Source organism: Minwuia sp. (genome assembly GCF_048007105.1).
Lineage (GTDB): Bacteria > Pseudomonadota > Alphaproteobacteria > Minwuiales > Minwuiaceae > Minwuia.
In genome coordinates this window covers 4,453,389-4,478,874 of sequence record NZ_CP180352.1, presented here as the reverse complement: position 1 = coordinate 4,478,874, position 25,486 = coordinate 4,453,389, and the positions used below count along the sequence as shown (strand labels likewise).

The window sequence follows — 25,486 nt, the reverse complement described above, 5'->3', positions numbered from 1 at the left end:
CGATGACCGGAGCGGCCGCCCGCGCCCGCGCGTGGACCGCCCGGTTCCTGAAACAGACCCTGCGCGATTTCCGCCCGGCCCAGGACGTCTCCGCCCGGGAACAGATGCTGATGCTGGTCTTCGCGGCGCTGATCGGCCTCGCGGTCGGCTACGCGGCCTATGGCTTCCGCGAACTGCTGGGGATCATCCAGCATCTCTTCTACGGCACGGCCTCCGAATATCTCGTCGAGACCGTCCGGAACCTGCCCTGGTGGCACGTGATGCTGGCCCCGGCCATCGGCGGCATGATCCTGGCGCTGTTCCTGCGCTACATCATGCCGGGCGGTCGCGCCCAGGGTGTTCCCGATGTGATCGAGGCCGGCATGTACAATGACGGCCGGATGTCGTTCCGCGCCGGGATCGGCGCCGCTGCGGCCAGCGCACTCTCCATCGGCTGCGGCGCTTCGGTCGGACGCGAGGGGCCGCTGGTCCATCTCGGCGGATCGCTGGCCGGCGTCCTGGCCAAGAAGCTGCACCTCAACCGGGTCGAAGGCCATTCGGTCCTGGCCTGCGGCGTTGCTGCCGGCGTTGCGGCATCGTTCAACGCGCCGATCGCGGGCGTGATCTTCGCCCACGAGGTCGTGCTGGGTCATTATGCGCTCCGGGCGCTGGCACCGGTGGTGATCTCGGCCGTCATCGGCACCATCATCACACGCATCCATATCGGCGATTTCCCGGCGTTCCTGATCCCGGAATACGCCATCCTGAGCTTCTGGGAGTTTCCGGCCTTCATGATGCTTGGCCTGGTCAGCGGCGTGATGGCGCTGGTCTTCTTCTGGTCGGTCGGGTTCACCAAGGACATCTATGACGCGCTGAAGCTGCCCGAATTCTGGCGGCCGCCGGTGGCCGGTCTGCTGGTCGGTTGCATCGCGCTTCTGTTCCCTGAGGTTCTGGGTGTCGGATACGAGGCGACCGACAACGCGCTGAAGCAGTTCTACTCGCTGACGGCGCTGGTTCTGCTCGTGGCGGCGAAGATGGCGGCGACGTCGATCTCGGTCGCCGGCGGCTTCGGCGGCGGCGTGTTCTCGCCGGCCCTCTTCATCGGCGCGATGACCGGCGGCGCCTTCGGTCTCATCGCGTCATATGTCTTCCCCGAACTGGCCGCCGAACACGGCCTCTACGCCATTGTCGGCATGGGGGCGGTGGCGTCGGCCATACTGGGCGCGCCGATCTCGACCACGCTGATCGTGTTCGAGCTGACGGGCGACTACCGCGTCACCATCGCCATGATGGCCGCCGTGGTTTTCGCCGCAATTCTCGGGCGGCAGTTCCGCTACCGCAATTTCTTCCATTGGCAGCTGGCGCGCCGGGCGGTGAAGGTCGCCGACGCCGACGAGGTGCTGCTGCATGCCCAGGTCGTCGCCGACGTGATGATCACCAGCGTCGAGGGTATCAGTTCATCGATGACCTTCGCCCGGCTGCGCGATGTCTACCGCGACAGCGACGCCCAGGCCTACTACGTGGTGGACGAGGACGGCCGCGTCACCGGCGCTCTCAACGAGACCGACGTGAAATACGCCCTGCTGGATCCGGAGCTGGACAATTTCGGCCTCGCCGTCGACATCGCCTCGGCGCCTGGCCCGCTGCTGACGCCGGCCATGCCGCTCGACGAGGCGATGACCGCCTTCAGCGGCACAGCCTTCCGCTATCTCGCCGTGGTGGATTCCCGGAGCAGCCGGCATCTTCTGGGCATCGTGCGCTTCCGCGACCTTCTCGCCGCGCATAATCAGGCGCTGAAGGAAGCGCAGGAAGAGACCCGGTAGCAGCTCCCCGAAACGAAAAGGGGCGGCGCAATGCGCCGCCCCGTTCGTCATCCTCGCAGGAAAGCCCCGTTACTGGCTGGCTTCCTTCAGGTAGGCGATGATGTTGGCGATGTCCGCTTCCTTCTTGAGACCGGGGAACGCCATCTTGTTCTTCGGAATGTAGCCCTTCGGATCGGCCAGGTATGCCGCGATCGTCTCTTCACTCCAGACGATGCCGCTGTCCTTCATGGCCGACGAGTAGCGGGTGAAATCCTCGCTGGTTCCGGCGGTCCGGCCGAAGACGCCGTGCAGGTTCGGACCCACCGGGCTCTTCTGCCCGGCTTCGATCTTGTGGCAGGCCTTGCACTTGTTGAACACCTTGGCGCCGGCGGCTGCATCGCCCTCGGCCTGCGCAGTGGCCGTTCCCATCGCCAGGACGGCCGCCATGGCCAGCATTGTCTTCTTCATCATGGTCGCTTCTCCGCTGATCCCCATTTGCTCGGATGGTCTGTGTGTCATCCTCGATAACGCCCGTTCTTAGGCCGAGCGGCAGGCCGTGTGGACCCGGCAGCCTGTCGCAGGACCAGACTGTGTGCCGCCGCTGAACCCAGTATGAACGCGCCGCGGCCGGCGGCGGATCACTTTTCGCCTCCGCGGCGAATCCGGCCCGGCAGGGCCGGGAAGGGCGGCACCCGGCGAAACAGCGCGCAGAAAAGTGACGCAGCGTCCGGGCCGCTCACGCTTCCGACGCCAACAAACACGTTGACGGGCCTTTTCGGCCATCTTCACTATGCCCTGTCGCGGGCGTGAGAACGCGCCTCAGAAACACGATGATGATAACAGGGAGCCATTCCATGAAACTTCGGAACACGCTGCTGGCTGGCGTGGCCGTACTGGCGATGGGTGCCGCGGGCGCCAGCGCGAAGGAAATGACCTTCGCGTTCCAGGGCGACGCCAACTCGATGGATCCGTACAACCTCAACGAAACCTTCACGCTGGGCTATCTCGGGAACGTCTATGAGGGCCTGGTCCGCCGTGGCGCCGATCTGTCGACCGAGCCCGCCCTGGCCGAGAGCTGGGAAATTGTCGAACCGACCCGCTGGCGCTTCCACCTGCGCAAGGGCGTGAAGTTCCACGACGGCCGCGACTTCACCGCGGACGACGTCGTCTTCTCTGCCGAGCGCGTCCGCGGCGAGGGGTCGGACCTGAAGACCCGTCTGGCCGGCGTCACCGACATCATCAAGGTCGATGACTACACGGTCGATTTCGTGACCGAGGCGCCGAACCCGATCCTGCACTTCGAGTGGTCGACCTGGGGCATCATGTCGAAGGGCTGGGCCGAGGAAAACGGGGCGCTGACCGCGCAGTCGGCGACCGGCGACGTCGAGAACTTCGCCACCCGCAACACCAACGGCACCGGCCCGTTCAAGGTCGTCAGCCGCGAGGCCGACGTGCAGACCGTCGCCGAAGTGAACCCCGACTGGTGGGACAACGGCGCCAAGGAGCACAACCTGACCAAGGTGACGTTGAAGCCGATCGGCTCCGACGCCACCCGTGTCGCCGCACTGCTTTCCGGCCAGGTCGACATGGCCTACCCGATCCCGGTGCAGGACATGGACCGCGTTGACGGCAACAGCGGCACTTCGATGCTGGTCGGCCCGGAACTGCGCACGATCTTCCTGGGCATGGACCAGCACCGCGACGAGCTGCTGTACTCCAACGTCAAGGGCAAGAACCCGTTCAAGGACCTGCGCGTCCGTCAGGCGTTCTATCACGCCATCGACGCCAACCTGATCAAGCAGAAGGTCATGCGCGGCCTGTCCGAGCCGAGCCCGCTGATGGTCGCTCCGGGCATCAACGGCGGCAATCAGGACGACTTCGAACGGTTGGCCTACGATCCGGACAAGGCAAAGGCCCTGCTGGCCGAAGCCGGCTATCCGGACGGCTTCGAGGTCGGCATGGACTGCCCGAACGACCGCTACGTGAACGACGAGGCGATCTGCCTGGCCGTGACCTCCATGCTGGCCCGCGTCGGCGTGAAGGTGAACCTGCTGGCACAGCCGAAGGCGCTGTACTTCAAGAAGGTGCTGGCCCCGAGCCTCGACACCTCCTTCTACCTGCTGGGCTGGACGCCGGGCTCGTTCGACAGCTGGAACGTGCTGTTCAACCTGCATGGCTGCTACAACGAGGAAACCGGCAACGGCAAGTTCAACCTGGGCCGCTACTGCAACGAGAAGGTGGACGGGCTGACGGCGCAGATCCTGTCCGAGACGGATGCTGCGAAGCGTTCCGAGATGATCCGACAGGCATGGAAGATCACCACCGACGAGGTTGCTCATATCCCGCTGCACCAGCAGGCGCTGGCGTGGGGTGTGCGCAGCGGCGTCAACGTGAAGCAGCGCGCGGACAACCAGTTCGCGTGGCGCCACGTAACGATCGACTGATGTCGGTTTGAAGGTCGCGGCCCCTCATTTCCCTCGCCGGAAGTGGGGGGCCGCTTCTTTTCAAGAAGCGACCTGAATGATCGCCTTCATCATACGCCGCCTGATCCAGGCCCTGATCGTCATGCTGGTGGTAGCCCTGATCGGCTTCACCATGTTCCGCTTCGTCGGCGATCCGGTGGCCCAGATGGTCGGGCAGGACACCTCGCTGGCCGAGCGCGCCGAACTGCGTGAGAAGCTCGGTCTCAACGATCCGGTAGCTGTCCAGTTCGGCCGCTACATCTCCAATGTCGCGCAGGGCAATTTCGGCATTTCCTACCGCATCGGCCGACCCGTGGACTCGCTGCTGGGCGAGCGCTTCCCGGCGACCCTCGAACTCGTGATCGTGGCGGCGCTCTTCGCGCTCCTTGTGGGTGTTCCAGCCGGGGTCTACACCGGTCTTTATCCAAAGAGCTGGTTCAGTCAGGTCCTGCTGACCTTCTCGCTGCTTGGCATATCGTTGCCGACATTCCTGATCGGTATCCTCCTGATCCTGCTCTTCGGCGTCTATCTGGGCTGGCTGCCGACGTTCGGACGCGGGGAGACGGTCGACATGGGGCTCTGGGATACCGGCTTCCTGACCGCTTCGGGATGGAAGTCGCTGATAATGCCCGGCATCACGCTCGGCATGTTCCAGCTCGCGCTCGTCATGCGTCTGGTGCGATCGGAAATGCTGGAAGTCCTCAGAACCGATTTCATCAAGTTCGCGCGCGCCCGCGGCCTGTCCAACCGGGCGGTCCATTTCGGCCATGCGCTGCGCAATACGCTGATTCCGGTCATCACCATCACCGGCCTGCAGCTGGGTTCGCTGATCGCCTTCGCCATCGTGACCGAGACCGTGTTCCAGTGGCCCGGCATGGGACTGCTGTTCCTGCAGGCGATCCAGTTCGTGGATATCCCGGTGATGTCCACCTACCTGATGGTTGTCGCCTTCATCTTCGTCGTGCTGAACCTGATCGTGGACATCCTCTACTACGTGGTTGATCCGCGGCTCCGGGTCGAGCGCGTGGGGGGCGGCCACTGATGGGTCCCTGGGCGCGGCTTCGCGACAATCTCTCCCGCTTCTTCGACGGCGATATCTGGCACAGCTTCCGCAGTTCGCCGGTGGCGGTCGTTGCCTGCTTCGTCGCCGTCATCATGATCCTCGCAGCCCTGATCGCGCCGTTGATCACGCCGCAGGATCCATTCGATCCGGCGTCGCTGGACCTGCTGAACGCCTTCACCCCGCCGATCTGGAACCCCGACGGCTACATGCCCTTCATCCTGGGCGCCGACGACCAGGGCCGCGACATGTACTCGGCCATTCTCTACGGCTCCCGGGTCTCGATCCTCGTCGGCTTCGCCTCCGTTGTTCTGGCGATCGTCATCGGCGTGACGCTGGGACTGGTCGCGGGCTATCTGGGCGGCAGCGTGGACACGGCCATCATGCGCGTCGCCGACGTGCAGCTCAGCTTCCCGGCGCTGCTCATCGCCCTGCTGATCAGCGGCGTCAGCCAGGCGGTCTTCGCAGGTGAGGGCGACATCGCGCTCTACGTCATTATCATCTCGATCGCGCTGTCGATCTGGCCCCAGTTCGCGCGGACGGTGCGCGGCTCGACAATGGTCGAGAAGGGCAAGGAGTACGTCCAGGCGGCCCGTGTGATCGGCCTCGGCCGCTTCGCGATCATGTATCGGCACGTGCTGCCCAATGTGATGGGGCCGGTGCTTGTTATCGGCACCATCAATCTGGCGGTCTCGATCCTGCTGGAGGCAACGCTGTCCTTTCTCGGCGTCGGCGTGCCGCCGACCGAACCCTCGCTCGGCACCCTGATCCGTATCGGCCAGGATTTCCTGTTCTCCGGCGAATGGTGGATCGTGATCTTCCCCGGCATCTTTCTCGCGATGCTGGTGCTGTCGGTGAACCTGCTGGGCGACTGGCTCCGCGATGCGCTCAACCCGAAACTGAGGTAGGGCGATGGCAGAACCCGTACTGGAAGTGAAGAACCTGCGCGTCGAGTTTCCCACACGGCGCGGTACGCTGGTCGCCGTGGACGACATCTCCCTGACCATCGGCAAGGGCGAAGTGCTGGGCGTCGTGGGCGAGTTGGGCGCCGGCAAGTCGATGACAGGCGCGGCGATCATCGGCCTGATCGAACCGCCCGGACGGATCGCGGAAGGCCAGATCCTGCTCAACGGCAAGCGGATCGACAACCTGTCCTACGAGCAGATGCGCAAGCTCAGGGGCCAGGAGATCGGCGCCATCTTCCAGGATCCGCTGACCAGCCTGAACCCGCTCTACAAGGTCTCCGAACAGCTGATCGAGACCATCCAGACGCACACGAAGCTCACCGACAAGCAGGCGCGGCAGCGCGCCCTCGATCTGCTCAAGGAAGTCGGCATCCCGGCGGCCGAGAGCCGGCTGGACCACTATCCGCATCAGTTCTCGGGCGGCATGCGCCAGCGCGTCGTCATCGCCCTGGCGCTCTGCGCGGAGCCGAAGCTGATCATCGCCGACGAGCCGACCACGGCGCTCGACGTCTCCATCCAGGCGCAGATCATCACCCTGATCAAACGGCTCTGCGCCGAGCATGGCGCTTCGGTGATGCTGGTGACCCACGACATGGGCGTCATCGCCGAGACCGCGGACCGCGTCGCCGTCATGTATGCGGGCCGTGTCGCGGAGATCGGTCCGGTTCAGGACGTGATCAAGCGCGCCCGGCATCCCTATACCGAAGGGCTGATGGGCGCGATCCCGTCGCTTGGCACGCGGGCCAGCAAGCTGACGCAGATCGACGGCTCGATGCCGCGCCTGACAGACATTCCCAATGGCTGCGCCTTCCATCCGCGCTGTCCGAAGGTGATGTTCAAGTGCCATACGCTCCGGCCCGACCTGATGGGCGACGGCAGGCATGATGTCGCCTGCTGGCTGCACGAACCGGCCGAGGAGGGCGTGGTATGAGCGAGCCGCTGCTCCGCGTCGAGAATCTCGTCCGCCACTTCGATGTCTCGCCGCCCTGGCTGAACCGCGTCACCGAAGGGCTGCCGCGCGCCTGGGTGAAGGCGGTCGACGGCGTCACCTTCGAGATCGGACGCGGCGAGACCTTCAGCCTGGTGGGCGAGTTCGGGCTGCGGGAAGTCGACGGTCGCCCGCCTGGTCGTCGGTCTCTACAACCCGACCTCCGGCGAGATCGAGTTCGACGGGCTGGATCTGTCTTCGGCCAAGGCGCGCGGCCGCAACGCTGCGGCGCAGCGCCGGATGCAGATGATCTTCCAGGACCCCTATGCATCGCTCAATCCGCGCTGGCGGGTCTCGGATATCGTCGCCGAGCCGATCCGCCATCTGAAGCTGGCGACCGACAAGGCCGAGATCCAGCGCCGCGTCGGCGAACATCTGAGCCAGGTCGGGCTCAGCCCGAAGGACGGCGAGAAGTATCCCCACGAGTTTTCGGGCGGCCAGCGCCAGCGTATCTCCATCGCCCGCGCTCTTGCCGGCAAGCCGGAATTCCTGGTGTGCGACGAGCCCACCTCGGCGCTGGACGTCTCGGTGCAGGCCCAGATCCTGAACCTGATGAAGGAACTGCAGGACGAACTGGGCCTGACCTATCTGTTCATCAGTCACGACCTGGCCGTGGTCTATCACGTCTCGACCAAGGTCGGTGTGATGTATCTCGGCCGGCTGGTCGAGTGGGCCGAGACGGAGACGCTCTTCAGCGCGCCGCGGCACCCCTACACGCGGATGCTGCTGGACGCGATCCCGGACCTGGAGATGTCGGGGCGTGCCCGCACGCCGGTTGCTGGCGAGGTGCCGAGCCCGATCGATCCGCCGCCGGGTTGCCCGTTCCATCCGCGCTGCCCGCTGGCCAATGACCGCTGCCGTTCGGAAGTGCCGGCCGCGATCAGCGTCGGCTCGTCGATGGTGGCCTGTCATGCGGTGGAGGAGAACCGGCTGCCGCCCTGGCGGAACCTGCCTCAGGAGGGCTGAGTTCAGCGACCGCCGTGCCGGGATGAGATCGAATGTCCGCCGTCCGGGCTGACGGAGACGTCGCGGCTCACCGGCGCCTTCCATTGCCAGACGCCGACGAGAAAATCGGTTCGGCCCGTCTCGCCGGTCAGCGGCACGATCAGCCTCTCATAGGGCAGTTTCCGCCCTTCGCTGTCGCGGTGACTGGCACTGGAGTGGTGCGGCGCCCCGCGTTTCATGATGTCCTCGGCCAGCACACGGAAACGCTGCCACGCCTCATCGCCGAGCACTTCGTCGACGAACTTGCCTGTCAGGCTGAGGCCGCGCCGCGTGTCGTGGCGGTTGCCGGAGAAACGGTAGCGCAGCCGGGACACATCGCCATCGCCGGCGACATTCTCGACGATCATCAGCGATTGCCAGATGCGTGGCACGGCCAACGGGTCGAAGCGCTTCTTCGGCGGCGGCCTGCCGGCGGCGCCTCCGAGGCTCTTCCAGTAGCCGAGCAGGACCGACAGGTCGCGGGGCAGGTTCCCCGGCAGGTCGAACCCGGTTTCCGTATCGCTCTTGGCTTCAGATAGCTCAGGCATCAGGCAGTGCCGACCGTTGCATGATTTTCCGGCATCTATCCTATCGGGCAGTGGCGGGCGGCCAAACGTGCGCATTCGCACAGGTAGTATTGAAGTGTTTCAATTCTTCGCGCTGGTTGAAAAGTTTCATCGTCAAGAAATCGATATCCGTGCCGGTTCAGACGGTTGCGCCGTCTACCGGGCGTTTGACGGTTTAGATTTTTTCGTGCGGGTCTAGGCGGCTTTCAGCCAGTTAAGGCAGCCGGTCTTCTCGAGAAGCGGGTCGAGCCGTGTGCGGGTGCTCTCGCCAAGGCCGGCGTAAAGCGATTCCAGCCGTCCGAGGCACTTGGCCTGATACCGGAACGGCGCCTGGGCGTAGGTGCGGCCATAGATCTGCAGCCGGACTTCCTCGGCGCCGTTTTCCAGCGCATCGCGGTTGGCGTGCAGGAACGGCAGGTATGCCTCGCCGCAGACCCGCAGCAACTGCGTGACCGCACCGGGCAGGGGGCAGTCGGGTTTCAGCCAATTGCCTTCCAGGCCCGAAAGGTCGTCCATGTGCCGGATCCAGTGGAAGGCCGTCGGCGCCTCGCGGGCGATGACGTCACGCGGATCCGGATCGTCGGCCAGGGTCTTGAGTTGCCCGAAGAGGCCGAAATCGCCCAGCGAGGGCCGGGTGCCGAAGAGGAATGACCGGTAGCCGACCCGGCTTTCGAGCGCGTGCAGGATGCTCTGGAAACTGGCCTCGATGACCGGCTTGTTCTCCTCGGTACAGCCGACCAGGGCCATCCGGCCGACCTGACGCGCGCAGATGTCCTTCGCGAATTTTTCCCGCTTTCCCATCGCGCCCTCGCCGGAGGGCGTGTTGTCGGAAGCGATCCAGTAGGAGGCAAAGTTCCGCGACCGCTCATAGTACCAGCGGTAATGGAACATGGCCTTGGTCAGCCATTCGTCCGCCATGTCCTCGATCAGGTGCGAGAGGAACCGGTGCACCGGGTCTTCGGGCAGGATCGACCGGCCGCTCTCGGCCTCCTCCAGTTCCATCGCCATGGGCGTGGAATCGACGCGCCACTCGCCGTCGGACGGGAAGCGCATCATCGGCATGACCTTGGGCCGGACGTGTTCGGTCTCGGGCGCGCGCATCGGCATCTGCTGGTCCCAGACGTGCGGAATCCGACGGTAGCGCAGGATGGCGCGCATCTTCATCGAGTAGGGCGAGCCGTTCTGCCCCATCAGCCGGTATGGCTCGGTCACCGCATTCCCTCCCCGTGGGCGCTTTGGTTTTGATTACAGTCCGGCAATTCGGGCGATGGCGTCAACATCGAGATGCCGTTCCAGATGTGCGGCCAGGTCCTCGAGCGCACCATCGACGGCCTGTTCGTGCGCATAGGCGCCAGCAGACGACCCAAGACCCGCAAGGAAAGCCCGCCGGAAGGCGTCGTCGGAGAAGATGCCGTGGACGTAGGTGCCCATGATCCGTCGGTCGGCGGTGCCGGCGCCCTCCGGGCTGCCCTCGATCTCAAGCCAGGCCCGCGCACGGTCCGGGCCGTCGGTGCGACCGATATGGATCTCGTAGCCCGAGACTGGGGTCCCGCTGTCGGTATGGCGTCCGCTGACCGGCACGGTCCGCTTCTCGGGCGTCATGACGGTCTCGACGTCCAGCAGGCCGAGCCCGTCCACTGTGCCGGCCGCCCCTTCAATTCCTTCAGGGTCGGCGACCGAGCGGCCGAGCATCTGGTAGCCGCCGCACAGGCCCAGCACGCGCCCGCCACGTCGGACATGGGCGGCGATGTCGATATCCCAACCCTGAGATCGCACAAAGGCGAGTTCGCCGGTCGTCGACTTGCACCCGGGCAGGATGACCAGATCGGCGTCTGCCGGCAGCACCTCGCCGGGTTGCACGAACCGCAGATCGACGTCGGGTTCGCCCGCCAGCGGGTCGAGATCGTCGAAATTGGCGATTCGGCTGAAGGCCGGAACAGCGATCCGCACACCGCCATCCTTCCGCGACGAGCGCTCCGCCAGTTCGACGGCGTCTTCGGCCGGCAGGCGGTTCGCAGCCGGGAACCAGGGCACGACGCCCATGGCGGGCCAACCGGTGCGTGCTGCAATCAGGTCCCGCCCGTCCTCGAACAGCGCCGGGTCGCCCCGGAAACGGTTGACGATGAACCCCCGGATCCGCGCCCGTTCGGCGTCCGGGATCAGGGCGTGTGTGCCGACGATCTGGGCGATCACGCCGCCACGGTCGATGTCGCCCGTCAGCAGCACCGGCACATCGGCGGCCTCGGCGAAGCCCATGTTCGCAATGTCGCCGCGGCGCAGATTGACCTCGGCGGTCGATCCCGCGCCCTCGACGATCACCAGATCCGCTTCGTCCGAAACGATGCGAAAGCTCTCCAGCACCGTCTCGAGCAGTTGCGGTTTCAGCGCCGCGTAGTCGCGCGCCTTCGCCGTGGTCAGGCGTCGGCCCTGAACAATCACCTGGCTGCCGATGTCGGTCTCGGGCTTCAGCAACACCGGGTTCATGTGAACGCTGGCCGGAACGCGGCAGGCCAGCGCCTGGGTCGCCTGGGCGCGGCCGATCTCTCCGCCGTCGGGCGTCGCCGCAGCGTTGTTCGACATGTTCTGCGGCTTGAAGGGACGAACCCGCAGACCGCGGTCGGCGAACAGGCGGCAGAGTCCGGCGACGAGCAGCGACTTGCCCACCGATGAGCCGGTTCCCTGCAGCATGATGGCGGGCGTCGTCATGGACGCCTTCAGATCACGCGGATCGGCTGGCGGTCAAGCCGCGGCGGGCGCGCGGACCACGGGCCGATCGTCGATCGGCCAGTGCACGACGCCGGCGAAGACGCCCAGCGCCACGCTGGTCCACCAGACGGCGTCGTAGGAGCCGGTGGCCTCGTAGAGCACGCCGCCCAGCCAGGCGCCCAGGAAGGAGCCGATCTGGTGGCTGAAGAAGACCACGCCGGCCAGCATGCCCATGTATTGCGGGCCGAAGATCTGGCCGACCAGCCCGGTGGTCAGCGGCACGGTCGACAGCCACAGCAGGCCCATGGCGCCGGCGAAGGCGTAGATCACCAGTTCGGAGACCGGCAGCATCAGCAGCGCGAGGATCACCGCAGCGCGGGCGAAGTAGAGGAAGCTGAGCAGGTACTTCTTCGAGAAACGGTCGCCCAGCAGTCCTGCCGCCAGCACGCCGCCGATGTTGAAGGCGCCGACCAGTGCGAGCGCGCCGCCGGCCACGACGGGATCCAGACCGACGTCAACGATATAGGCGGGCAGATGCAGGCCGATGAAGGTGACGTGGAAGCCGCAGACGAAGAAGCCCGCGATCAGCAGCCAGTAGCCGCGGTGGGAGGCGGCTTCGCGGATCGCCTCGCCGAAGGTCTGCTGCTGCAGGGCGGTGACGCCGGGCTTGCCGGCCATCGGCAGCGCCAGCGGGATGATCAGCGCGGCCAGCGCGGCGAAGATCAGCAGCGTGGTGACATAGCCGAAATCGCCGATCCAGATCGCAGTCAGCGGCGAAAAGACCAGCATGCCGGCTGACCCGCCCATGGTGACGAAGGACATGGCCAGCGTGCGGCGGCTCTCGGGCGCGTGCCGCGCGACCGTCGCCATGGCGATGCTCTGGGAGGCGAGGCCCTGCCCGATGCCGATCAGCACGCCGGCTGTCAGATGCATCGCTACCGGGCTCGCGGCCTGGGACATCAGCAGGATGCCGGTCACGTAGATGATACCGCCCACCATCATCACCTTGCCGGAGCCGTAGCGGTCGGCGAGGCCGCCGGCGAAGGGCTGCGTGGCGCCCCAGACCAGGTTCTGGATCGCGAAGGTCATGGCGAAGACCTCGCGCCCCCAGTCCATGGACGAGGAGATCGGCTCCAGGAACAGGCCGAAGACGCCGCGGAAACCCATGTTCAGAAAGACAATGGTGGTTCCGGCGATCAGGATCAGCCACAAGGGCCGCGCGACGGCTGCGGTCATGCCTATTTTCCCCTCGGAATGTCGTGCGCGCTTATGTGCCGCGCGCGGGCGGAATGTCCAGTATCAGGCAGGTGGTGGTGGCATGCGCCAGCAGACGGCCCTGGCTGTCCTCGATGCGGCCTTCCGCGGTGGCCGTGGTCCGGCCGACATGGATCGTGTGGCCGGTCGCGGTCACGGTCGAGCCGTCCTTCGGCAGTTCCCGGACGTAGTTCACCTTCAGCTCCAGCGTCGTGAACGCCTTGCCTGCGGGCAGGGCGCTGAGGATCGCGATACCCACTGCCGAATCCAGCAGCGTAGCCGCGTAGCCGCCATGGACGACGCCGCGCGGGTTGAGATGCCTGCCGCCAGGATGCCCGACAAAGACAGCCTTGCCGAATTCCGCTTCGGTCAGCGTGAAGTCCAGCGTCTCGCCGATGGTGGCGATGTTCTTGCCGCCGGCCAGCATCGCCTGCAGCAGCTGGAGACCGGTCGGCGCCGGGGTCTGGGTCTGGTCGTTCATGTGGCGGTCCCTTGTTTCCGTTTGCGTAAAGCCAGAACTAGAGCAGCGGCGCCGCCAGTCCATAGACCGCGATCAACGAGAGCAGAATCAGCGCAACGCGCCGGTACAGCGCTTCCGAGGACTGGCGGAACAGGCGCGTGCCGATCCAGGCCCCGACGAGATAGGTCGGACAGAACAGTGCCCCCATCACCAGATGCGCCGCGTCGAAGCGCCCGCCGATCCAGAGCGCGAAAGGCGTGATGACTTCCAGAATGGCGAAGAAGACGATGATGTTGGCGCGCACCTGCTGCGCCGCCGATTGCCCGGCCATCATGTAGATCAGCAGGGGGGGGCCGCCGACCGAGGTCGAAGTGATCAGCGCGCCGCAAAGCGTTCCGATGCCCAGCGTGGCGGGCAGCGGACGGTTGCCCGAGTAACGCCAGCCGCTCGCCAGCACGAGCACGAAGAGCAGCACCAGGCCGGAGATGAACAGCGCGATCGCCTGCCCGTCGATGGCGACCAGCGCCCAGACGCCGAGCGGCATGCCGACGAATGCGGCCAGGGTCGCCGGCAGCAGCAGCGGCCACTCGACATGCTTCAGCACCTTGGGAACCAGCTGGACGCTGACCACGACCTCCATGATCGCGATGGCCATCACCGCCGCGACCGGGCCGTAGTAGAGGGAAAGAAGCGGCGACATCACCATCGCCGAGCCGAACCCGGCGAACCCGCGCATCAGCCCGGCGCCGAATGCGGCGGCCGCCATGACGACGAAAAGCGTATCGATTTCGGGCATCTCATTTGCCTCGGCGTGCGTAGGGATGTACCGGAAGGGCTGGCAGGCTCACCGGCGATGGAATCGGGACGGCGGAAAAGAAGAGGCCATGAAACTGGACACGACGCATATGCCCGAGGGGCACCCGAAGATCAATCACGGCCGGATCGGCGTGATGCTGGTGAATCTCGGCACGCCGGACAGCACCAGCGTCGGCGACGTCCGCCGCTACCTTCGCGAATTCCTGGGCGATCCCCGGGTGATCGAGGTGCCGCGCGCGGTCTGGTTCCTGATCCTCAACCTGATCATCCTGGTCTTCCGGCCACCCAAGACGGCCCGGGCCTACGAGAAGGTCTGGAACAAGGAGACCGGCGAGGGGCCGTTGCGGGAGTACACCCGCAAGATGACCGAAGCCGCGGCTGCGCGCTTCGCCGCCGACGACCGCATCGTCCTCGACTGGTCCATGCGCTATGGCAATCCGTCCATCCGGAGTGTGCTGGAAAGGCTGATGGCCGCCGGATGCGACCGCGTTCTGGTGATGCCGCTCTACCCGCAATACAGCGCCACGACGACGGCGACGGTTATCGACAAGGTGGCGGACGCGATGCGGCAGATGCGCTGGCAGCCGGCGCTGCGCACGGTGCCGCCCTATTACGGGGACCCCGCCTATATCGAGGCCCTGGCGAAGTCGGTGGAGGCCGATCTGGCGGCGAACGGGCGGCCGGATGTCGTCATCAGTTCCTTTCACGGCCTGCCGCAGGACTATTTCGAGAAGGGCGACCCCTACCACTGCCATTGCGCGAAGACCGCGCGGCTGATGCGGGAGCGGCTCGGCCTCGGCGAGCACGAATTCCGCATGACCTTCCAGAGCCGCTTCGGCCCGCGCGAATGGCTGCAGCCCTATACCGACGAGACCCTGGAATCCCTGCCCGAAGACGGCATGAAGTCGGTCGCCGTGGTGACCCCGGGCTTCCCCGCGGACTGCGTCGAGACGCTGGAGGAGATCGCCATCGAGGGCCGCAAGAGCTTCGAGGAAGCCGGCGGCGAGAAATTCCGGACGATCCCCTGCCTGAACGACCAGAACATCCACATCGACATGCTGGAGACGATCATCCGCCGCGAACTTGGCGGCTGGCTGTAGGCTGGCAATCGACCGCCGATGCGCCTGACGCCGGGCTGCCGGCGGACGAGGCGAAAATGAAACGGGCCGCCAATTGGCGGCCCGTTCGATTCCGGATTTCGTGCGGCCCAGTCGCGGGGCCGGACCGGCTCAGCCGTTTCCGGCTTCGATGGCGTCCTCGATGGTGCGCAGGCCCGGCAGCTTGGCTGAGACCAGCACCGCCATGTTTCCGGGCAGGTGCTTGTTGGCCATCATCTTCATGTGGCCCTTCGGGATGTCGTCCCAGGAGAACACCTCGGACATGCAGGGGTCGATACGGCGCTCGATCACCAGCTGATTGGCCTGGGTCGCCTGCTTCAGGTTGGCGAAGTGGCTGCCCTGGATGCGCTTCTGACGCATCCAGACGTAGCGCGCGTCCATGGTCAGGTTGTAGCCGGTGGTGCCGGCGCAGAAGACCACCATGCCGCCACGCTTCACGATGATGCAGCTGACGGGGAAGGTCGCCTCGCCCGGATGCTCGAAGACGAAGTCGACGTCGTTGCCCTTGCCGGTGATGTCCCAGATCGCCTTGCCGAACTTGCGGACTTCCTTGGTCCAGGCGTTGTACTCGTCGGTGTTCACCGTCGGCATCTGGCCCCAGCAATTGAAGTCGTTGCGGTTGATCACCGCCTTGGCGCCCAGCGACATGACGAATTCACGCTTGGATTCGTCGGAGATCACGCCGATGGCGTTGGCGCCGGCCGTGGCGCAGAGCTGTACCGCCATGGAGCCGATACCGCCCGAGGCGCCCCAGACCAGCACGTTGTCGCCCGGCCGCAGGATGTGCGGGCGGTGGCCGAACAGCATGCGGTAGCTGGTAGCGAGGGTCAGCGTGTAGCAGGCGCTCTCTTCCCAGGTCAGGTGGCGCGGCCGCGGCATCAGCTGGCGGTCCTGCACCCGGCAGAACTGGGCGAAGGCGCCGTCCGGGGTCTCGTAGCCCCAGATGCGCTGGGACGGCGAGAACATCGGGTCGCCGCCATTGCATTCCTCGTCGTCGCCGTCGTCCTGGTTGCAGTGGACCACGACCTCGTCGCCGACCTTCCAGCGCTTGACGGCGGAGCCGACGGCGTAGACCACGCCCGAGGCGTCCGATCCGGCGATGTGATAGGGCTGCTTGTGGACGTCGAACATCGACACGGGAATGCCCAGCGAGGCCCAGACGCCGTTGTAGTTCACGCCGGCGGCCATCACGAGCACCAGCACGTCGTGGCTGTCCAGTTCGGGGGTCTCCACGACCTCGACCTGCATCGCCTTGTCCGGCTCGCCCTCACGCTCCTTGCGGATGGCCCAGGCGTACATCTTCTTCGGCACGTGGCCGAGCGGCGGGATCTCGCCGACTTCGTAGAGGTCCTTCTTCTCCCCCTCCATCAGGTCCTGGGGAATGTTCTCGACCGCCTGAATGTCAGCCATATGCCTCTCGCTCCTTTACTTCGTAAGACGTACGCTGCCGTGCGCCAGCAGGGCTGGACCGTCCAATCCTACCCGTTTTATGCTGCACAGCGGCAAAAGATCGTTTTGCGGCGCGGCGATTGGTATGATATTTCCGCCGCCCCTGACAAGACGAAATTTTCGTTCGTCCGCGGTTTCTGATTTGGAAGAAATGAAATGACCGAAAAGCCCCAGCGCGACCGCCCCTGGCTGATCCGGACCTATTCCGGCCATTCTTCCGCCGCCGCATCGAACGAGCTCTACCGGACCAATCTCAGCCGCGGCCAGACCGGGCTGTCGGTCGCCTTCGACCTGCCGACCCAGACCGGCTATGACAGCGACCACGCGCTGGCGAAGGGCGAGGTCGGCAAGGTCGGCGTCCCCATCGGCCATATCGGCGACATGCGGACCCTGTTCGACCAGATCCCGCTGGAGCAGATGAACACGTCCATGACCATCAACGCGACCGCGCCCTGGCTGCTGGCGCTCTACGTCGCGGTGGCCGAGGAGCAGGGCGCCGACCGGCAGAAGCTGATGGGCACGGTCCAGAACGACATCATCAAGGAGTATCTCTCCCGCGGGACCTACATCTTCCCGCCCGCGCCGTCGCTGAAGCTGATTTCCGACGTCATCGGCTTCACCGTGACCGAGATGCCGAAGTGGAACCCCACCAACATCTGCAGCTATCACCTGCAGGAGGCCGGTGCGACGCCGCAGCAGGAACTGGCCTTTGCGCTGGCGACCGCGACCGCCGTCCTCGACACGGTGAAGGAGCGCGGCGAGACCCCGCCCGACATGTTCGGCGCCGTCGCCGGGCGCATCAGCTTCTTCGTCAATGCCGGCATCCGCTTCATCGAGGAGATGTGCAAGATGCGGGCGTTCGTCGATCTCTGGGACGAACTGCTCGAGGAGCGTTACGGCGTCGAGGACCCGAAGAACCGCCGCTTCCGCTATGGCGTGCAGGTGAACAGTCTCGGCCTGACCGAACCGCAGCCGGAGAACAACGTCTACCGCATCCTGCTGGAGATGCTGGCCGTGGTGTTGTCGAAGAAGGCGCGCGCCCGCGCCGTGCAACTGCCGGCCTGGAACGAGGCGCTCGGCCTGCCGCGGCCCTGGGACCAGCAGTGGTCGCTGCGCCTGCAGCAGATCGTGGCGCACGAGACCGACCTGCTGGAATATGGCGACCTCTTCGACGGCTCGCCCGTCGTCGACGCCAAGGTCGAGGAACTGAAGGCCGGCGCCCGCGAGGAGCTGAAGCTGATCGGCAAGCTGGGCGGTTCCATCGCCGCGGTCGAGAGCGGTTACATGAAGGAGGCGCTGGTCGAGAGCAATGCGCGGCGGGTGCAGTCGATCATGTCGGGCGACCTGAAGATCGTCGGCGTCAACTGCTTCACCGAGAGCTCGCCCTCGCCGCTGGCCGACAGCGCCGACGCCATCCTGAAGGTCGACGACGCCGCCGAGACCGAACAGATCGAGCGCCTCAACGCCTGGCGCGCGCAGCGCGACGAGGCGGCCGTCAAGGCGGCGCTGTCCGATCTCGCGGTCGCGGCCGCTGAGGACCGCAACATCATGGAGGCCTCCATCGCCGCGGCGAAGGCCGGCGCGACCACGGGCGAATGGGGCGACGTGCTGCGCCGGGTCTATGGCGAGTACCGCGCACCGACCGGCGTGGGCGGGGCGGCGGGCGTCGCCGCCGACGGCCTGGCCGAAGTCCGCAAGCAGGTCGAGGCGGTCTCCGCCCGGCTGGGCCGCCGCATCAAGATCCTGGTCGGCAAGCCGGGGCTCGACGGCCACTCCAACGGCGCCGAACAGATCGCCGTCGCCGCGCGCGATGCCGGCATGGAAGTCGTCTATGAAGGCATCCGCCTGACGCCGAAGCAGATCGTCACCGCCGCGCTGGAAGAGGCCGTGCATCTGGTCGGCCTGTCGATCCTGTCGGGCAGCCACGCCGCACTGGCCCGCGAAGTCCTGGAAGGCCTCCGCGCCGAGGGGCTGGGCGACATCCCCGTCGTCGTCGGCGGCATCATCCCCGCCGAGGACGCCGCCAGGCTGAAAGCCGCCGGCGTCGCCGCGATCTACACGCCCAAGGACTTCGACCTCGCGGCGATCATGGCCGACATCGCCGGGATCGTGGACCGGAGTGAAGCGGCGTGAGCGGCGGATTGTGAAGGACAAGGGTGTTTCATCCGGTCTTGCACTTCGGAGCGAACCTGCTCTTCGGTCTAATCACGTACATGGCAGCGGAGGTCGCGACTGGCGGCGAAGCGTGGACGAGGAAGACGCTGTATCTTGTTTCTGCCACCTACGTCGTCTGTGCTTTGGATGTTCCGTTCCGGCATATCGCGCTTTGGATCCGCCCCTGGAGGCCACCCGACCCATTGCCAGATAACGTCACACTGAACCCATCATTGCTCGAAGGACTCGAGGTGTTGGCAACCGGCGTGGCGGTCTCAATGCTCGCATACTTGACCTTCGTAGAAGGCCATATCTTGCTTACAGCGATGATGTTTCCAGGCGGTGTACTTATTGTTGGGGCCGGACTGGGAATGATGTCGGGACTGTCGGGGGCATTGCATCTTGGCCGAAAAGAGATGAGTTACCGCATCTTTCATCGGCGGTTCGTGCATCGTTACGAGAACATGACGGCGGCAACTGCAACTACCGGATCAAGTCCAACTTACATATTAACTTTCGAATCATCCGACCCGAGGTCGCAAAGGAACTATCGTTTTAGCGATGGAACGAGTGGGCTATTCTTCCTCTCTCATGGCTATGGTGACTATCGGAAGGTCAACCTTGCGAGGCTCATCAATGCGTTTCGGGAAAGAGCCCTGAACGAGTAGACAGTTTGAGACAAGCTCGACCGTGGGTTCACAGGTCCTCGGGTCAAGCCCGAGGACTCCAGACCCTATTGTGTTGCCCTCGGACTTGATCCGAGGGCCTGTAACGGGCGGTCGATCGGGGCCGCCGGCTGAGTTAGTCGAAGGGTAACTGACCCGACAGGTCCGCCCATGTCGGATTCGACGCCGAAATCAATTCGTCCTTCCAGGCGCGCAGCCAGTGTTTCATGCTTCGCTCGCGCTGGCGGGCGGCGTTCACGTCGGCATGGCCCTAGAACCAGACCAGCTTGCGGACGCTGTATGTGTCGGTGAATCCCGACAGGCCCTGGCGGTGTTCCTCGACCCGTCGTCGCAGGTCGCCGGTCACCCCGATGTAGAGTGTCTGGTGTGTCCGGTTCGTCAGGATGTAGACGTAGTAGGTGCGGTCGCGCATGGCTCCGGTGTTCCCGGTTCACAGGTGCGCCCCGGCTCTGGGTCCGGGGAGGCATCACGCCTGAGCACAGCATTGCAGGGGAGGGTGCGCAATGCCGCCGTCGCCCGCTGACCGGACCGCCTAACCCAACTGGCGCAGCCGCCGGCGGATGTCGCTGTTCTCCAGCACCTCGGGCGCGTCGCCGTTCAGGGCGACGTCGATGAAGACGCGGCCGAGGTCGGGGGCCTGGATGCCGGCGGCCGGCACGATGCGGAAGATGAGTTCCAGCAGGCCGGCGGGCCAGTACCAGGCGCGGCCGGCGGGCGGGGGGACGATCAGGCTGGGGCGGAAGGCGTGGCGGCCGGCCAGCGCGGACTGCATCAGCGTCGCCTCGGCCCGGCCCTTGATCGCGGCGTAGCTCATCATGCCGCCGCCGTCGGGCCGCGATCCCATGGCGCTGAAGAGCACGAAGCGGATCGACGGATTGACCCGCTCCAGCGCCGCGATCAGCGCGGTGGGATAGCCGACCGTGATCTCCTCGTAGGCCGCCTTGCTCACCTTCGCCTGATAGGTGGCGAGGCAGAAGATGCAGGCCCCGGCGTCGGCCATGCGGTCCTCGATGGCGGCATGGTCCAGGAAGTCGTGGTGCTCGATCTCTTCCAGCTTCGGATGAGACCGCCCGGAGGCGCGCCGCCCGATGGCGGTCACCGCCGTCACGCGGCCATCGGCCAGCGCCGCGTCGAGCACCGCGCCGCCCGTCATCCCTGTCGCCCCGAAGAGCAGAAGCTTCATCGCCGTCCGTTTCCCTCGCCCGATCGCCTTCTTTGCCGGGGTAGAGGGTGGTGGTTACCATCCGGTGAAGGCGGGTGCGGACTGCCGGCCGCCGCCACGGAAGAATATTTTCTCATCCGCCCGTCGCGCCACTAGGAAAGACGGGCGCGCACCCTCATTTCTATCGCGATCAGGATCGGCACGCCGCCCTTGCCGGGCGTCGCCCGCCGTCATCCTCGGAACAACCCGGTCCCGGCTCCGGCCCGGACCCTCGGGTGGCCACGCGTCCAGCCGGAACCAGAGAGCCGCCGGAGATGGTCCGCCAGCGCCGGCGGCGCAACATCCGCGGCCGCGTGCGGGGCATCCGGCGCGCCGCGGCCGTCCATGAGAGAAGGTCATGTCCAAGGGCAACAAGCACCGCAGCAACCGCGAGCCGAAGAAGCCGAAACAGGAAAAACCGAAGACGCCCGCCACGGCGACCGCGTCGGGCGGCAAGTCGCAGCCCGTGATCGGCGGCGCCAGGGTGAAGTAATCCCGGACGGGCGCCCGGCGCGGAACAGGGAACGCCGCGCCGGGCGCCTGCCGGCTGCGGGGTGACATCGGACCCCGAGCGGCTACACTCCCCGGCAGACCGCTCCTGGGGAGGACCATCCGATGCATTTCTACGACTGCTCCACCGCGCCGAGCCCGCGCCGCGCCCGCATGTTCATCGCCGAGAAGGGGCTGGACATCCCGACCACCGAGGTCTCCATCGCCAAGGGCGAGCAGATGGCGGACGACTTCCGCAAGATCAATCCGTTCTGCACCCTGCCGGCGCTGGTCACCGACGACGGCGTGACCCTGACCCAGAACATCGGCATCGCCACCTATCTGGAGCAGAAGTTCCCCGAGCCCGTCCTGATGGGCCGCAACCCCGCCGAGACCGGCGAGATCATGGACTGGGCCGCCATCGCCGAGCAGCAGGGCGGCATGGCGACAGCGGAGGCGCTGCGCAATTCCAACCCGCACATGAAGGGCCGCGCGCTGCCCGGTCCCGACAATTACGAGCAGATCCCCGAACTGGCCGAACGCGGTCTGGCGCGGGCCAAGCGCTTCCAGGAGATGATGGAAGCGCACATGACCGGCCGCGACTGGGTGGTCGGCGACGCGATCTCCTACGCCGACATCACCGCCTTCGTGCTGATCGACTTCCAGCGCATCATCAAGGTGAAGGTCGACGAGACCAAGCCGGCGCTGAACGCGTGGTACACGAAGATGAAGGACCGGCCGTCGGCGCAGCTTTAGGGAGAGAGAAACGGCCCGGCCGGGTTTGAGCCCGGGCCCCCCCCGGATCATGGGTTGGGGCAGCCAGCCGGGCCGCTCCGAGCTCGCCGGAACCGGCTGACACAATGGGTCATGCCCGCCCCGCGCGGGCATCCGGCAGACCGTGAACCTTGCGGCGCAGCCGCTCCGGACCCCCGAGTGGCCCCTTGGGCCATCGGGGGTGACTGTGGGAGGGAGCTGGCCGACCCGGAACCTCCCCATCGAGGGGGAGGTCGGTGCGCAGCGACGGGTGGGGGGGTGAGGCCGGAGGCCATTTCGGCTTCGCCGATCCACCCCCACCCTGACCCTCCCCCCTCGAGGGGGAGGGAAGGCGCCTTCGCAGCCGCAGCGAATCCGGGGCCGATTTGCCTTGCGCCGCAGCAGCGGGCATCATGGGCGGGTCGGGACAGCAATCCTGCCTTGTTCGTCCTGGTATGCGTACGAACAGACCGACGAGCCCTGACCATGCCCGATTCCACCTCACGCGGCGGCGCACGCCCGCGCCGCGGCATCGCGCTCACGCCCATGGAGACCCGCCGCGACGTCATCGTCCGCATGGCGGTGCTGGCCGACGAGCTGGGCTATGAGCTCTTCTCGGTGCCCGAGGGCTGGGGCTTCGATTCCACCCTGGTGCTGACCGAGATCGCGCTGAAGACCGAGCGCATCCGCCCCATGTCGGGCATTCTCTCGGTCTGGAGCCGCACGCCCGGCGCCATCGCCATGAACGCGGCGACGCTGGCCGACATCTCCGGCGACCGCTACGTGCTCGGCCTCGGCGCCAGCACCAAGGCGCTGGCCGAGGGCTTCCACGGCGTGCCCTACCGCCGGCCGCGGCGGCGCCTGGGGCGCACGGTGCGCGAGATCCGCCGCCTGCTGGAAGGCAAGCGCGCCGACCTGCCCGACGAGATCCTCACACGGCCTGCTCCGCATGGGCCAGCCGCCCCTGGCCGGACCTGCCCGTCTATATCGCCGCCATCGGCCCGCGCACGGTGCGCGACGCGGCGCGGCTGGGCGACGGCTGGTTCCCCTACTACGTGGCCCGCGACCGTTTCGCGTCCTGGGTGCCGGAACTGCGCAACCTGCGCCGCGACGAGGGGCTGGACCCCGACGCCTTCACCGTCCTGGGCGGACCGACCGTCTCGGTGCAGGCCGATCCGGCGAAGGCGAAGAAGACGGTGGCGGCCAATGTCGCGTGGTATGTCGCGGCGATGGGCGACGTCTACGCCAATTCGCTCCGCAAGCAGGGCTACGCCGACGCCGTCGAGGCCGTGATCGCCGCCAACCCGAAATCCGTCCCCGGCGGCATGGTGGTCCCGCCCGAGGCCGAGGTGCTGCTGGAGCAGCTCACGGCCTACGGCAGCCCCGGCGACGTCGCCGCCGGCCTCGCCGCCTGGGACAGCGCCGTCGACGTCAACATGCTCGGCCTGGTGCCCGGCACGCCCTGGGACGAGATCGAGGCGATATTGAAGGCGGGGGCGCCGACGAGAGTGGATACCTAAATGATTGCTCAACAGTCGACATTATTAAAAACAAAAAGCCTCCATTTCCTTTATTTATATGCTAATTTTCATTGAAATTATTTTTTCACAGCAGGGAAATTTGTTGATCGAGCGATGTATTGAAGATCCAATTTTTTTGGATATTATTTATGCGGGTATTTTCGGATGATGAGTAGATGCGATGGCTTCGAAGATTTGTGCATATTGTGGTCATGAGAAAAAGCTCACAAGGGAGCATATTTGGCCAAAATGTATTTTGGATCGTACGAACTATAGGATTCGGTATAATGAAAAGCCGGGAAAAGTCATTTTTTCAGAACAAGTTATTAAAGATGTTTGCGCAGATTGTAACAACTTGCACCTCTCACGGTTAGACAGGTACATTTGTGAACTCTACGATGAATATTTTTACAAGACACCGCGGCCACTTCGGCGAATTGAATTTTCCTATGATTTTTCGATGTTGATGCGGTGGTTACTGAAGATATCGTATAATTCATCGAGAATAATAGATAACAACTCTGTGTTTACAAATAATTACCGGGAGATTATTCTGAATGAAAATCCGGTAGATCCAATTTACGTTGTTTGCTTTGTTCTGACGGCGAAATCTACAAAGATAAAAAGAAATGGAAAAAAGTTAATTATTGAGCCTAAGCTAGCACGATGTGGTCGAATAGTGATCCCGTACTTGGCATCCATGAGTGAATTTGAGGCTCGAGTGGTAACAATAAATGGATATATGTTCATTCTAGTTTTCTCAGATCCAGAAAAATTTTCGTCAGCGAGGTTCGAGCTGGCCAAACCTTACATTCCCGGTTTGCCATTGGATCCGAGTGGAAGAACTGTTCTTCCTGCTCCAAGATTTAATGCTATACATTTTTCAGAGGGAATTCAGAATTGGCCCATGAAAAAATAGAGCAATTCAAAACAATAATGAGGGTGTATTTGTCTGATTTTAAAGAATCTTTATATGTCCAGTGTTTGGATTACATTCTAAGGCACCACCACCACCCGCCCCATCGCCTCCCGTGAGGTGACGATCCGCATGGCCTCCTGAAACTCGGCCAGCGGCAGGACGTGGGAGGTGTGGAGGCTGAGTTTGCCCTCGCGCCACCAGGCGGTGAGGCGTTCGACGTCGGCGGCGAGGCGGTCGCGGTGGTCGTAGCGGACGTCCTCGCGACCCCAGCCGCAGTAATAGCCCAGGAACAGCCCGCAGACGGTGATGTTCTTGACCAGCAGGTGGTTGGCCGGGATCTGCGGGACCGTGCCGCCGGCGAAGCCGATGACGCAGATGCGGCTGCCCGGGGCCATGCAGCGGAGCGACTGCATGAAGCTGTCGCCGCCCACGGTCTCGAACACGGCGTCGGCGCCGCGCCCGCCGGTCAGGTCCATGACCCGCTCGCGGAAGTTCGCCTCGGTGTGGATGACGGTGTGGTCGGCGCCGTGCGCGGCGATGAAATCCGCCTTTTCCTGCGAGCCGACGACGGCGATGACCTTCGCGCCCAGCGCCTTGCCGATCTCGACCGCGGCCAGCCCGACGCCGCCCGCCGCCCCGTGCACCAGCAGCCACTCGCCCGGCTGCACGTCCAGCTGGTGCCGCCAGGTCAGCGCCGCCATCGAGGTGGCGTAGGAGGGCGAGAGGCTCGCCGCCTCGGGGAAGGGCATCCCGTCGGGGATCGGGTAGAGCGTGGCGTCGTAGCCGACGGCCTCCTCGGCCATGGCGCCCCAGTCGATGATGCCGGCCACACGGTCGCCGACCTTCAGGCGGTCGACGCCCTCGGCGATCTCGGTCACCACGCCGGAAACCTCGCCGCCCGGCACATAGGGCAGGGGCGGGCGGCGCTGATAGTCGCCCTTCGCCATCAGGTGCAGCGCGATGGAGAGCGGCGCGGCCTTCACCGCGATGCGCACCTGGCGCGGCAGCAGCTCGGGCCGGGGCACGTCCTGCTCCAGCTCCAGGTCCTCGAAGGCGGAATATCGGTGAATGCGAACGGCGCGCATGATGCGGTCCTCCCCGGTTGCGTTCGGCCGCGCGCCCCGGCCTCCCCGCCGCGGCGTCGCGTTTCAGTCG

At 65.4% G+C, this 25,486-nt stretch carries 23 protein-coding genes and 2 pseudogenes; 14 read left to right on the top strand and 11 right to left on the bottom strand.

Annotation, left to right across the window (positions count from 1 at the left end; translation table 11 throughout):
- Window positions 1-2 precede the first annotated feature (2 nt).
- Window positions 3-1,802, top strand: a complete 1,800-nt coding sequence (locus ACMVY4_RS21770; protein ID WP_416898038.1) for a chloride channel protein — start codon at window positions 3-5, stop codon at window positions 1,800-1,802.
- 69 nt (window positions 1,803-1,871) lie between these two features.
- Here the strand turns inward: ACMVY4_RS21770 and ACMVY4_RS21765 are convergent, their stop codons facing one another.
- A complete protein-coding gene (locus ACMVY4_RS21765) occupies window positions 1,872-2,252 on the bottom strand; it encodes a c-type cytochrome (protein ID WP_416898037.1) in 381 nt (126 codons plus the stop codon).
- A 383-nt stretch (window positions 2,253-2,635) separates the two neighbouring features.
- On the opposite strand from ACMVY4_RS21765, the gene ACMVY4_RS21760 reads away from it, so the two are divergent.
- The 5 genes and pseudogenes from ACMVY4_RS21760 (at window position 2,636) to ACMVY4_RS21740 (ending at window position 8,222) form a co-directional block, all read left to right on the top strand.
- On the top strand, window positions 2,636-4,225 hold the full coding sequence (locus ACMVY4_RS21760; protein ID WP_416898036.1) for an ABC transporter substrate-binding protein: 1,590 nt from the start codon (window positions 2,636-2,638) through the stop codon (window positions 4,223-4,225).
- A gap of 76 nt (window positions 4,226-4,301) precedes the next feature.
- A complete protein-coding gene (locus ACMVY4_RS21755) occupies window positions 4,302-5,285 on the top strand; it encodes an ABC transporter permease (RefSeq protein ID WP_416898035.1) in 984 nt (327 codons plus the stop codon).
- Entirely contained in the window at window positions 5,285-6,211 is a 927-nt protein-coding gene (locus tag ACMVY4_RS21750) for an ABC transporter permease (protein ID WP_416898034.1), read from the top strand. Before ACMVY4_RS21755 ends, ACMVY4_RS21750 begins: the two co-directional genes overlap by 1 nt.
- 4 nt (window positions 6,212-6,215) lie before the next feature.
- Complete coding sequence (locus ACMVY4_RS21745; RefSeq protein WP_416898033.1) at window positions 6,216-7,199, top strand: ABC transporter ATP-binding protein; 984 nt, start codon at window positions 6,216-6,218, stop codon at window positions 7,197-7,199.
- Window positions 7,196-8,222: pseudogene (locus ACMVY4_RS21740) on the top strand (ABC transporter ATP-binding protein). The gene ACMVY4_RS21745 and the pseudogene ACMVY4_RS21740 overlap by 4 nt, the downstream one beginning before the upstream one ends.
- Window positions 8,223-8,224: 2 nt before the next feature.
- Here the strand turns inward: ACMVY4_RS21740 and ACMVY4_RS21735 are convergent.
- Window positions 8,225-8,788, bottom strand: coding sequence for a PAS domain-containing protein (locus tag ACMVY4_RS21735; RefSeq protein WP_416898032.1), 564 nt, complete (start codon window positions 8,786-8,788; stop codon window positions 8,225-8,227).
- A gap of 67 nt (window positions 8,789-8,855) precedes the next feature.
- Here ACMVY4_RS21735 and ACMVY4_RS21730 point away from each other — a divergent pair, with 67 nt between their 5' ends.
- A complete protein-coding gene (locus ACMVY4_RS21730) occupies window positions 8,856-9,005 on the top strand; it encodes a hypothetical protein (protein WP_416898031.1) in 150 nt (49 codons plus the stop codon).
- Here the strand turns inward: ACMVY4_RS21730 and ACMVY4_RS21725 are convergent.
- From ACMVY4_RS21725 to ACMVY4_RS21705, 5 genes are read right to left on the bottom strand one after another with little or no spacing between them, the layout of a single operon-like run.
- Complete coding sequence (locus ACMVY4_RS21725) at window positions 9,002-10,018, bottom strand: glutathione S-transferase N-terminal domain-containing protein (RefSeq protein WP_416898030.1); 1,017 nt, start codon at window positions 10,016-10,018, stop codon at window positions 9,002-9,004. The genes ACMVY4_RS21730 and ACMVY4_RS21725 overlap by 4 nt on opposite strands.
- 33 nt (window positions 10,019-10,051) lie before the next feature.
- Entirely contained in the window at window positions 10,052-11,512 is a 1,461-nt protein-coding gene (locus tag ACMVY4_RS21720; protein WP_416898029.1) for a cobyric acid synthase, read from the bottom strand.
- A gap of 33 nt (window positions 11,513-11,545) precedes the next feature.
- Window positions 11,546-12,748 (bottom strand): MFS transporter, encoded by a 1,203-nt coding sequence (locus ACMVY4_RS21715; protein WP_416898028.1) that lies wholly within the window; start codon window positions 12,746-12,748, stop codon window positions 11,546-11,548.
- 31 nt (window positions 12,749-12,779) lie between these two features.
- On the bottom strand, window positions 12,780-13,247 hold the full coding sequence (locus ACMVY4_RS21710; RefSeq protein WP_416898027.1) for a PaaI family thioesterase: 468 nt from the start codon (window positions 13,245-13,247) through the stop codon (window positions 12,780-12,782).
- A gap of 37 nt (window positions 13,248-13,284) precedes the next feature.
- Complete coding sequence (locus ACMVY4_RS21705) at window positions 13,285-14,022, bottom strand: sulfite exporter TauE/SafE family protein (protein ID WP_416898026.1); 738 nt, start codon at window positions 14,020-14,022, stop codon at window positions 13,285-13,287.
- 88 nt (window positions 14,023-14,110) lie between these two features.
- On the opposite strand from ACMVY4_RS21705, the gene hemH reads away from it, so the two are divergent.
- On the top strand, window positions 14,111-15,142 hold the full coding sequence (gene hemH / locus ACMVY4_RS21700) for a ferrochelatase (RefSeq protein ID WP_416898025.1): 1,032 nt from the start codon (window positions 14,111-14,113) through the stop codon (window positions 15,140-15,142).
- A gap of 129 nt (window positions 15,143-15,271) precedes the next feature.
- On the opposite strand, the gene ccrA is transcribed toward hemH, so the two are convergent.
- Window positions 15,272-16,570, bottom strand: a complete 1,299-nt coding sequence (ccrA, locus tag ACMVY4_RS21695) for a crotonyl-CoA carboxylase/reductase (protein WP_416898024.1) — start codon at window positions 16,568-16,570, stop codon at window positions 15,272-15,274.
- Window positions 16,571-16,765: 195 nt separating this feature from the next.
- On the opposite strand from ccrA, the gene ACMVY4_RS21690 reads away from it, so the two are divergent.
- Together ACMVY4_RS21690 and ACMVY4_RS21685 are read left to right on the top strand one after the other, a co-directional pair.
- Complete coding sequence (locus ACMVY4_RS21690) at window positions 16,766-18,742, top strand: methylmalonyl-CoA mutase family protein (RefSeq protein ID WP_416898023.1); 1,977 nt, start codon at window positions 16,766-16,768, stop codon at window positions 18,740-18,742.
- Window positions 18,743-18,765: 23 nt separating this feature from the next.
- Window positions 18,766-19,431: a hypothetical protein gene (locus ACMVY4_RS21685; RefSeq protein WP_416898022.1), complete on the top strand. Its 666-nt coding sequence runs from the start codon at window positions 18,766-18,768 to the stop codon at window positions 19,429-19,431.
- Between the two features lie 268 nt (window positions 19,432-19,699).
- On the opposite strand, the gene ACMVY4_RS21680 is transcribed toward ACMVY4_RS21685, so the two are convergent.
- A complete protein-coding gene (locus ACMVY4_RS21680) occupies window positions 19,700-19,861 on the bottom strand; it encodes a GIY-YIG nuclease family protein (RefSeq protein ID WP_416898021.1) in 162 nt (53 codons plus the stop codon).
- Window positions 19,862-19,981: 120 nt separating this feature from the next.
- Complete coding sequence (locus tag ACMVY4_RS21675; RefSeq protein WP_416898020.1) at window positions 19,982-20,632, bottom strand: NAD(P)H-binding protein; 651 nt, start codon at window positions 20,630-20,632, stop codon at window positions 19,982-19,984.
- A gap of 376 nt (window positions 20,633-21,008) precedes the next feature.
- On the opposite strand from ACMVY4_RS21675, the gene ACMVY4_RS21670 reads away from it, so the two are divergent.
- From ACMVY4_RS21670 to ACMVY4_RS21655, 4 genes and pseudogenes are all read left to right on the top strand, one after another.
- Window positions 21,009-21,143 (top strand): hypothetical protein, encoded by a 135-nt coding sequence (locus ACMVY4_RS21670; RefSeq protein WP_416898019.1) that lies wholly within the window; start codon window positions 21,009-21,011, stop codon window positions 21,141-21,143.
- A 122-nt stretch (window positions 21,144-21,265) separates the two neighbouring features.
- A complete protein-coding gene (locus tag ACMVY4_RS21665) occupies window positions 21,266-21,895 on the top strand; it encodes a glutathione S-transferase family protein (RefSeq protein WP_416898018.1) in 630 nt (209 codons plus the stop codon).
- Between the two features lie 111 nt (window positions 21,896-22,006).
- Window positions 22,007-22,798: pseudogene (locus ACMVY4_RS21660) on the top strand (LLM class flavin-dependent oxidoreductase); the annotation flags it as partial.
- A 104-nt stretch (window positions 22,799-22,902) separates the two neighbouring features.
- Window positions 22,903-23,412, top strand: coding sequence for an LLM class flavin-dependent oxidoreductase (locus ACMVY4_RS21655; RefSeq protein WP_416898017.1), 510 nt, complete (start codon window positions 22,903-22,905; stop codon window positions 23,410-23,412).
- 996 nt (window positions 23,413-24,408) lie between these two features.
- On the opposite strand, the gene ACMVY4_RS21650 is transcribed toward ACMVY4_RS21655, so the two are convergent.
- The gene (locus ACMVY4_RS21650; RefSeq protein ID WP_416898016.1) at window positions 24,409-25,416 is read right to left on the bottom strand and encodes an NADPH:quinone oxidoreductase family protein; all 1,008 of its coding nucleotides are present in this window, start codon (window positions 25,414-25,416) and stop codon (window positions 24,409-24,411) included.
- Between the last annotated feature and the right edge of the window lie 70 nt (window positions 25,417-25,486).

Excerpts from the sequence above, each read along its gene's own strand:
- ACMVY4_RS21650 (WP_416898016.1), bottom strand. The coding sequence starts at position 25,416 with ATGCGCGCCGTTCGCATTCACCGATATTCCGCCTTCGAGGACCTGGAG.
- ACMVY4_RS21710 (WP_416898027.1), bottom strand. The coding sequence starts at position 13,247 with ATGAACGACCAGACCCAGACCCCGGCGCCGACCGGTCTCCAGCTGCTG.
- ACMVY4_RS21670 (WP_416898019.1), top strand. The coding sequence starts at position 21,009 with ATGTCCAAGGGCAACAAGCACCGCAGCAACCGCGAGCCGAAGAAGCCG.
- ACMVY4_RS21760 (WP_416898036.1), top strand. The coding sequence starts at position 2,636 with ATGAAACTTCGGAACACGCTGCTGGCTGGCGTGGCCGTACTGGCGATG.
- ACMVY4_RS21680 (WP_416898021.1), bottom strand. The coding sequence starts at position 19,861 with ATGCGCGACCGCACCTACTACGTCTACATCCTGACGAACCGGACACAC.
- ACMVY4_RS21690 (WP_416898023.1), top strand. The coding sequence starts at position 16,766 with ATGACCGAAAAGCCCCAGCGCGACCGCCCCTGGCTGATCCGGACCTAT.
- ccrA (WP_416898024.1), bottom strand. The coding sequence starts at position 16,570 with ATGGCTGACATTCAGGCGGTCGAGAACATTCCCCAGGACCTGATGGAG.
- ACMVY4_RS21765 (WP_416898037.1), bottom strand. The coding sequence starts at position 2,252 with ATGATGAAGAAGACAATGCTGGCCATGGCGGCCGTCCTGGCGATGGGA.
- ACMVY4_RS21755 (WP_416898035.1), top strand. The coding sequence starts at position 4,302 with ATGATCGCCTTCATCATACGCCGCCTGATCCAGGCCCTGATCGTCATG.
- ACMVY4_RS21735 (WP_416898032.1), bottom strand. The coding sequence starts at position 8,788 with ATGCCTGAGCTATCTGAAGCCAAGAGCGATACGGAAACCGGGTTCGAC.
- ACMVY4_RS21715 (WP_416898028.1), bottom strand. The coding sequence starts at position 12,748 with ATGACCGCAGCCGTCGCGCGGCCCTTGTGGCTGATCCTGATCGCCGGA.
- ACMVY4_RS21750 (WP_416898034.1), top strand. The coding sequence starts at position 5,285 with ATGGGTCCCTGGGCGCGGCTTCGCGACAATCTCTCCCGCTTCTTCGAC.
- ACMVY4_RS21770 (WP_416898038.1), top strand. The coding sequence starts at position 3 with ATGACCGGAGCGGCCGCCCGCGCCCGCGCGTGGACCGCCCGGTTCCTG.
- ACMVY4_RS21665 (WP_416898018.1), top strand. The coding sequence starts at position 21,266 with ATGCATTTCTACGACTGCTCCACCGCGCCGAGCCCGCGCCGCGCCCGC.
- hemH (WP_416898025.1), top strand. The coding sequence starts at position 14,111 with ATGAAACTGGACACGACGCATATGCCCGAGGGGCACCCGAAGATCAAT.
- ACMVY4_RS21745 (WP_416898033.1), top strand. The coding sequence starts at position 6,216 with ATGGCAGAACCCGTACTGGAAGTGAAGAACCTGCGCGTCGAGTTTCCC.
- ACMVY4_RS21720 (WP_416898029.1), bottom strand. The coding sequence starts at position 11,512 with ATGACGACGCCCGCCATCATGCTGCAGGGAACCGGCTCATCGGTGGGC.
- ACMVY4_RS21705 (WP_416898026.1), bottom strand. The coding sequence starts at position 14,022 with ATGCCCGAAATCGATACGCTTTTCGTCGTCATGGCGGCCGCCGCATTC.
- ACMVY4_RS21675 (WP_416898020.1), bottom strand. The coding sequence starts at position 20,632 with ATGAAGCTTCTGCTCTTCGGGGCGACAGGGATGACGGGCGGCGCGGTG.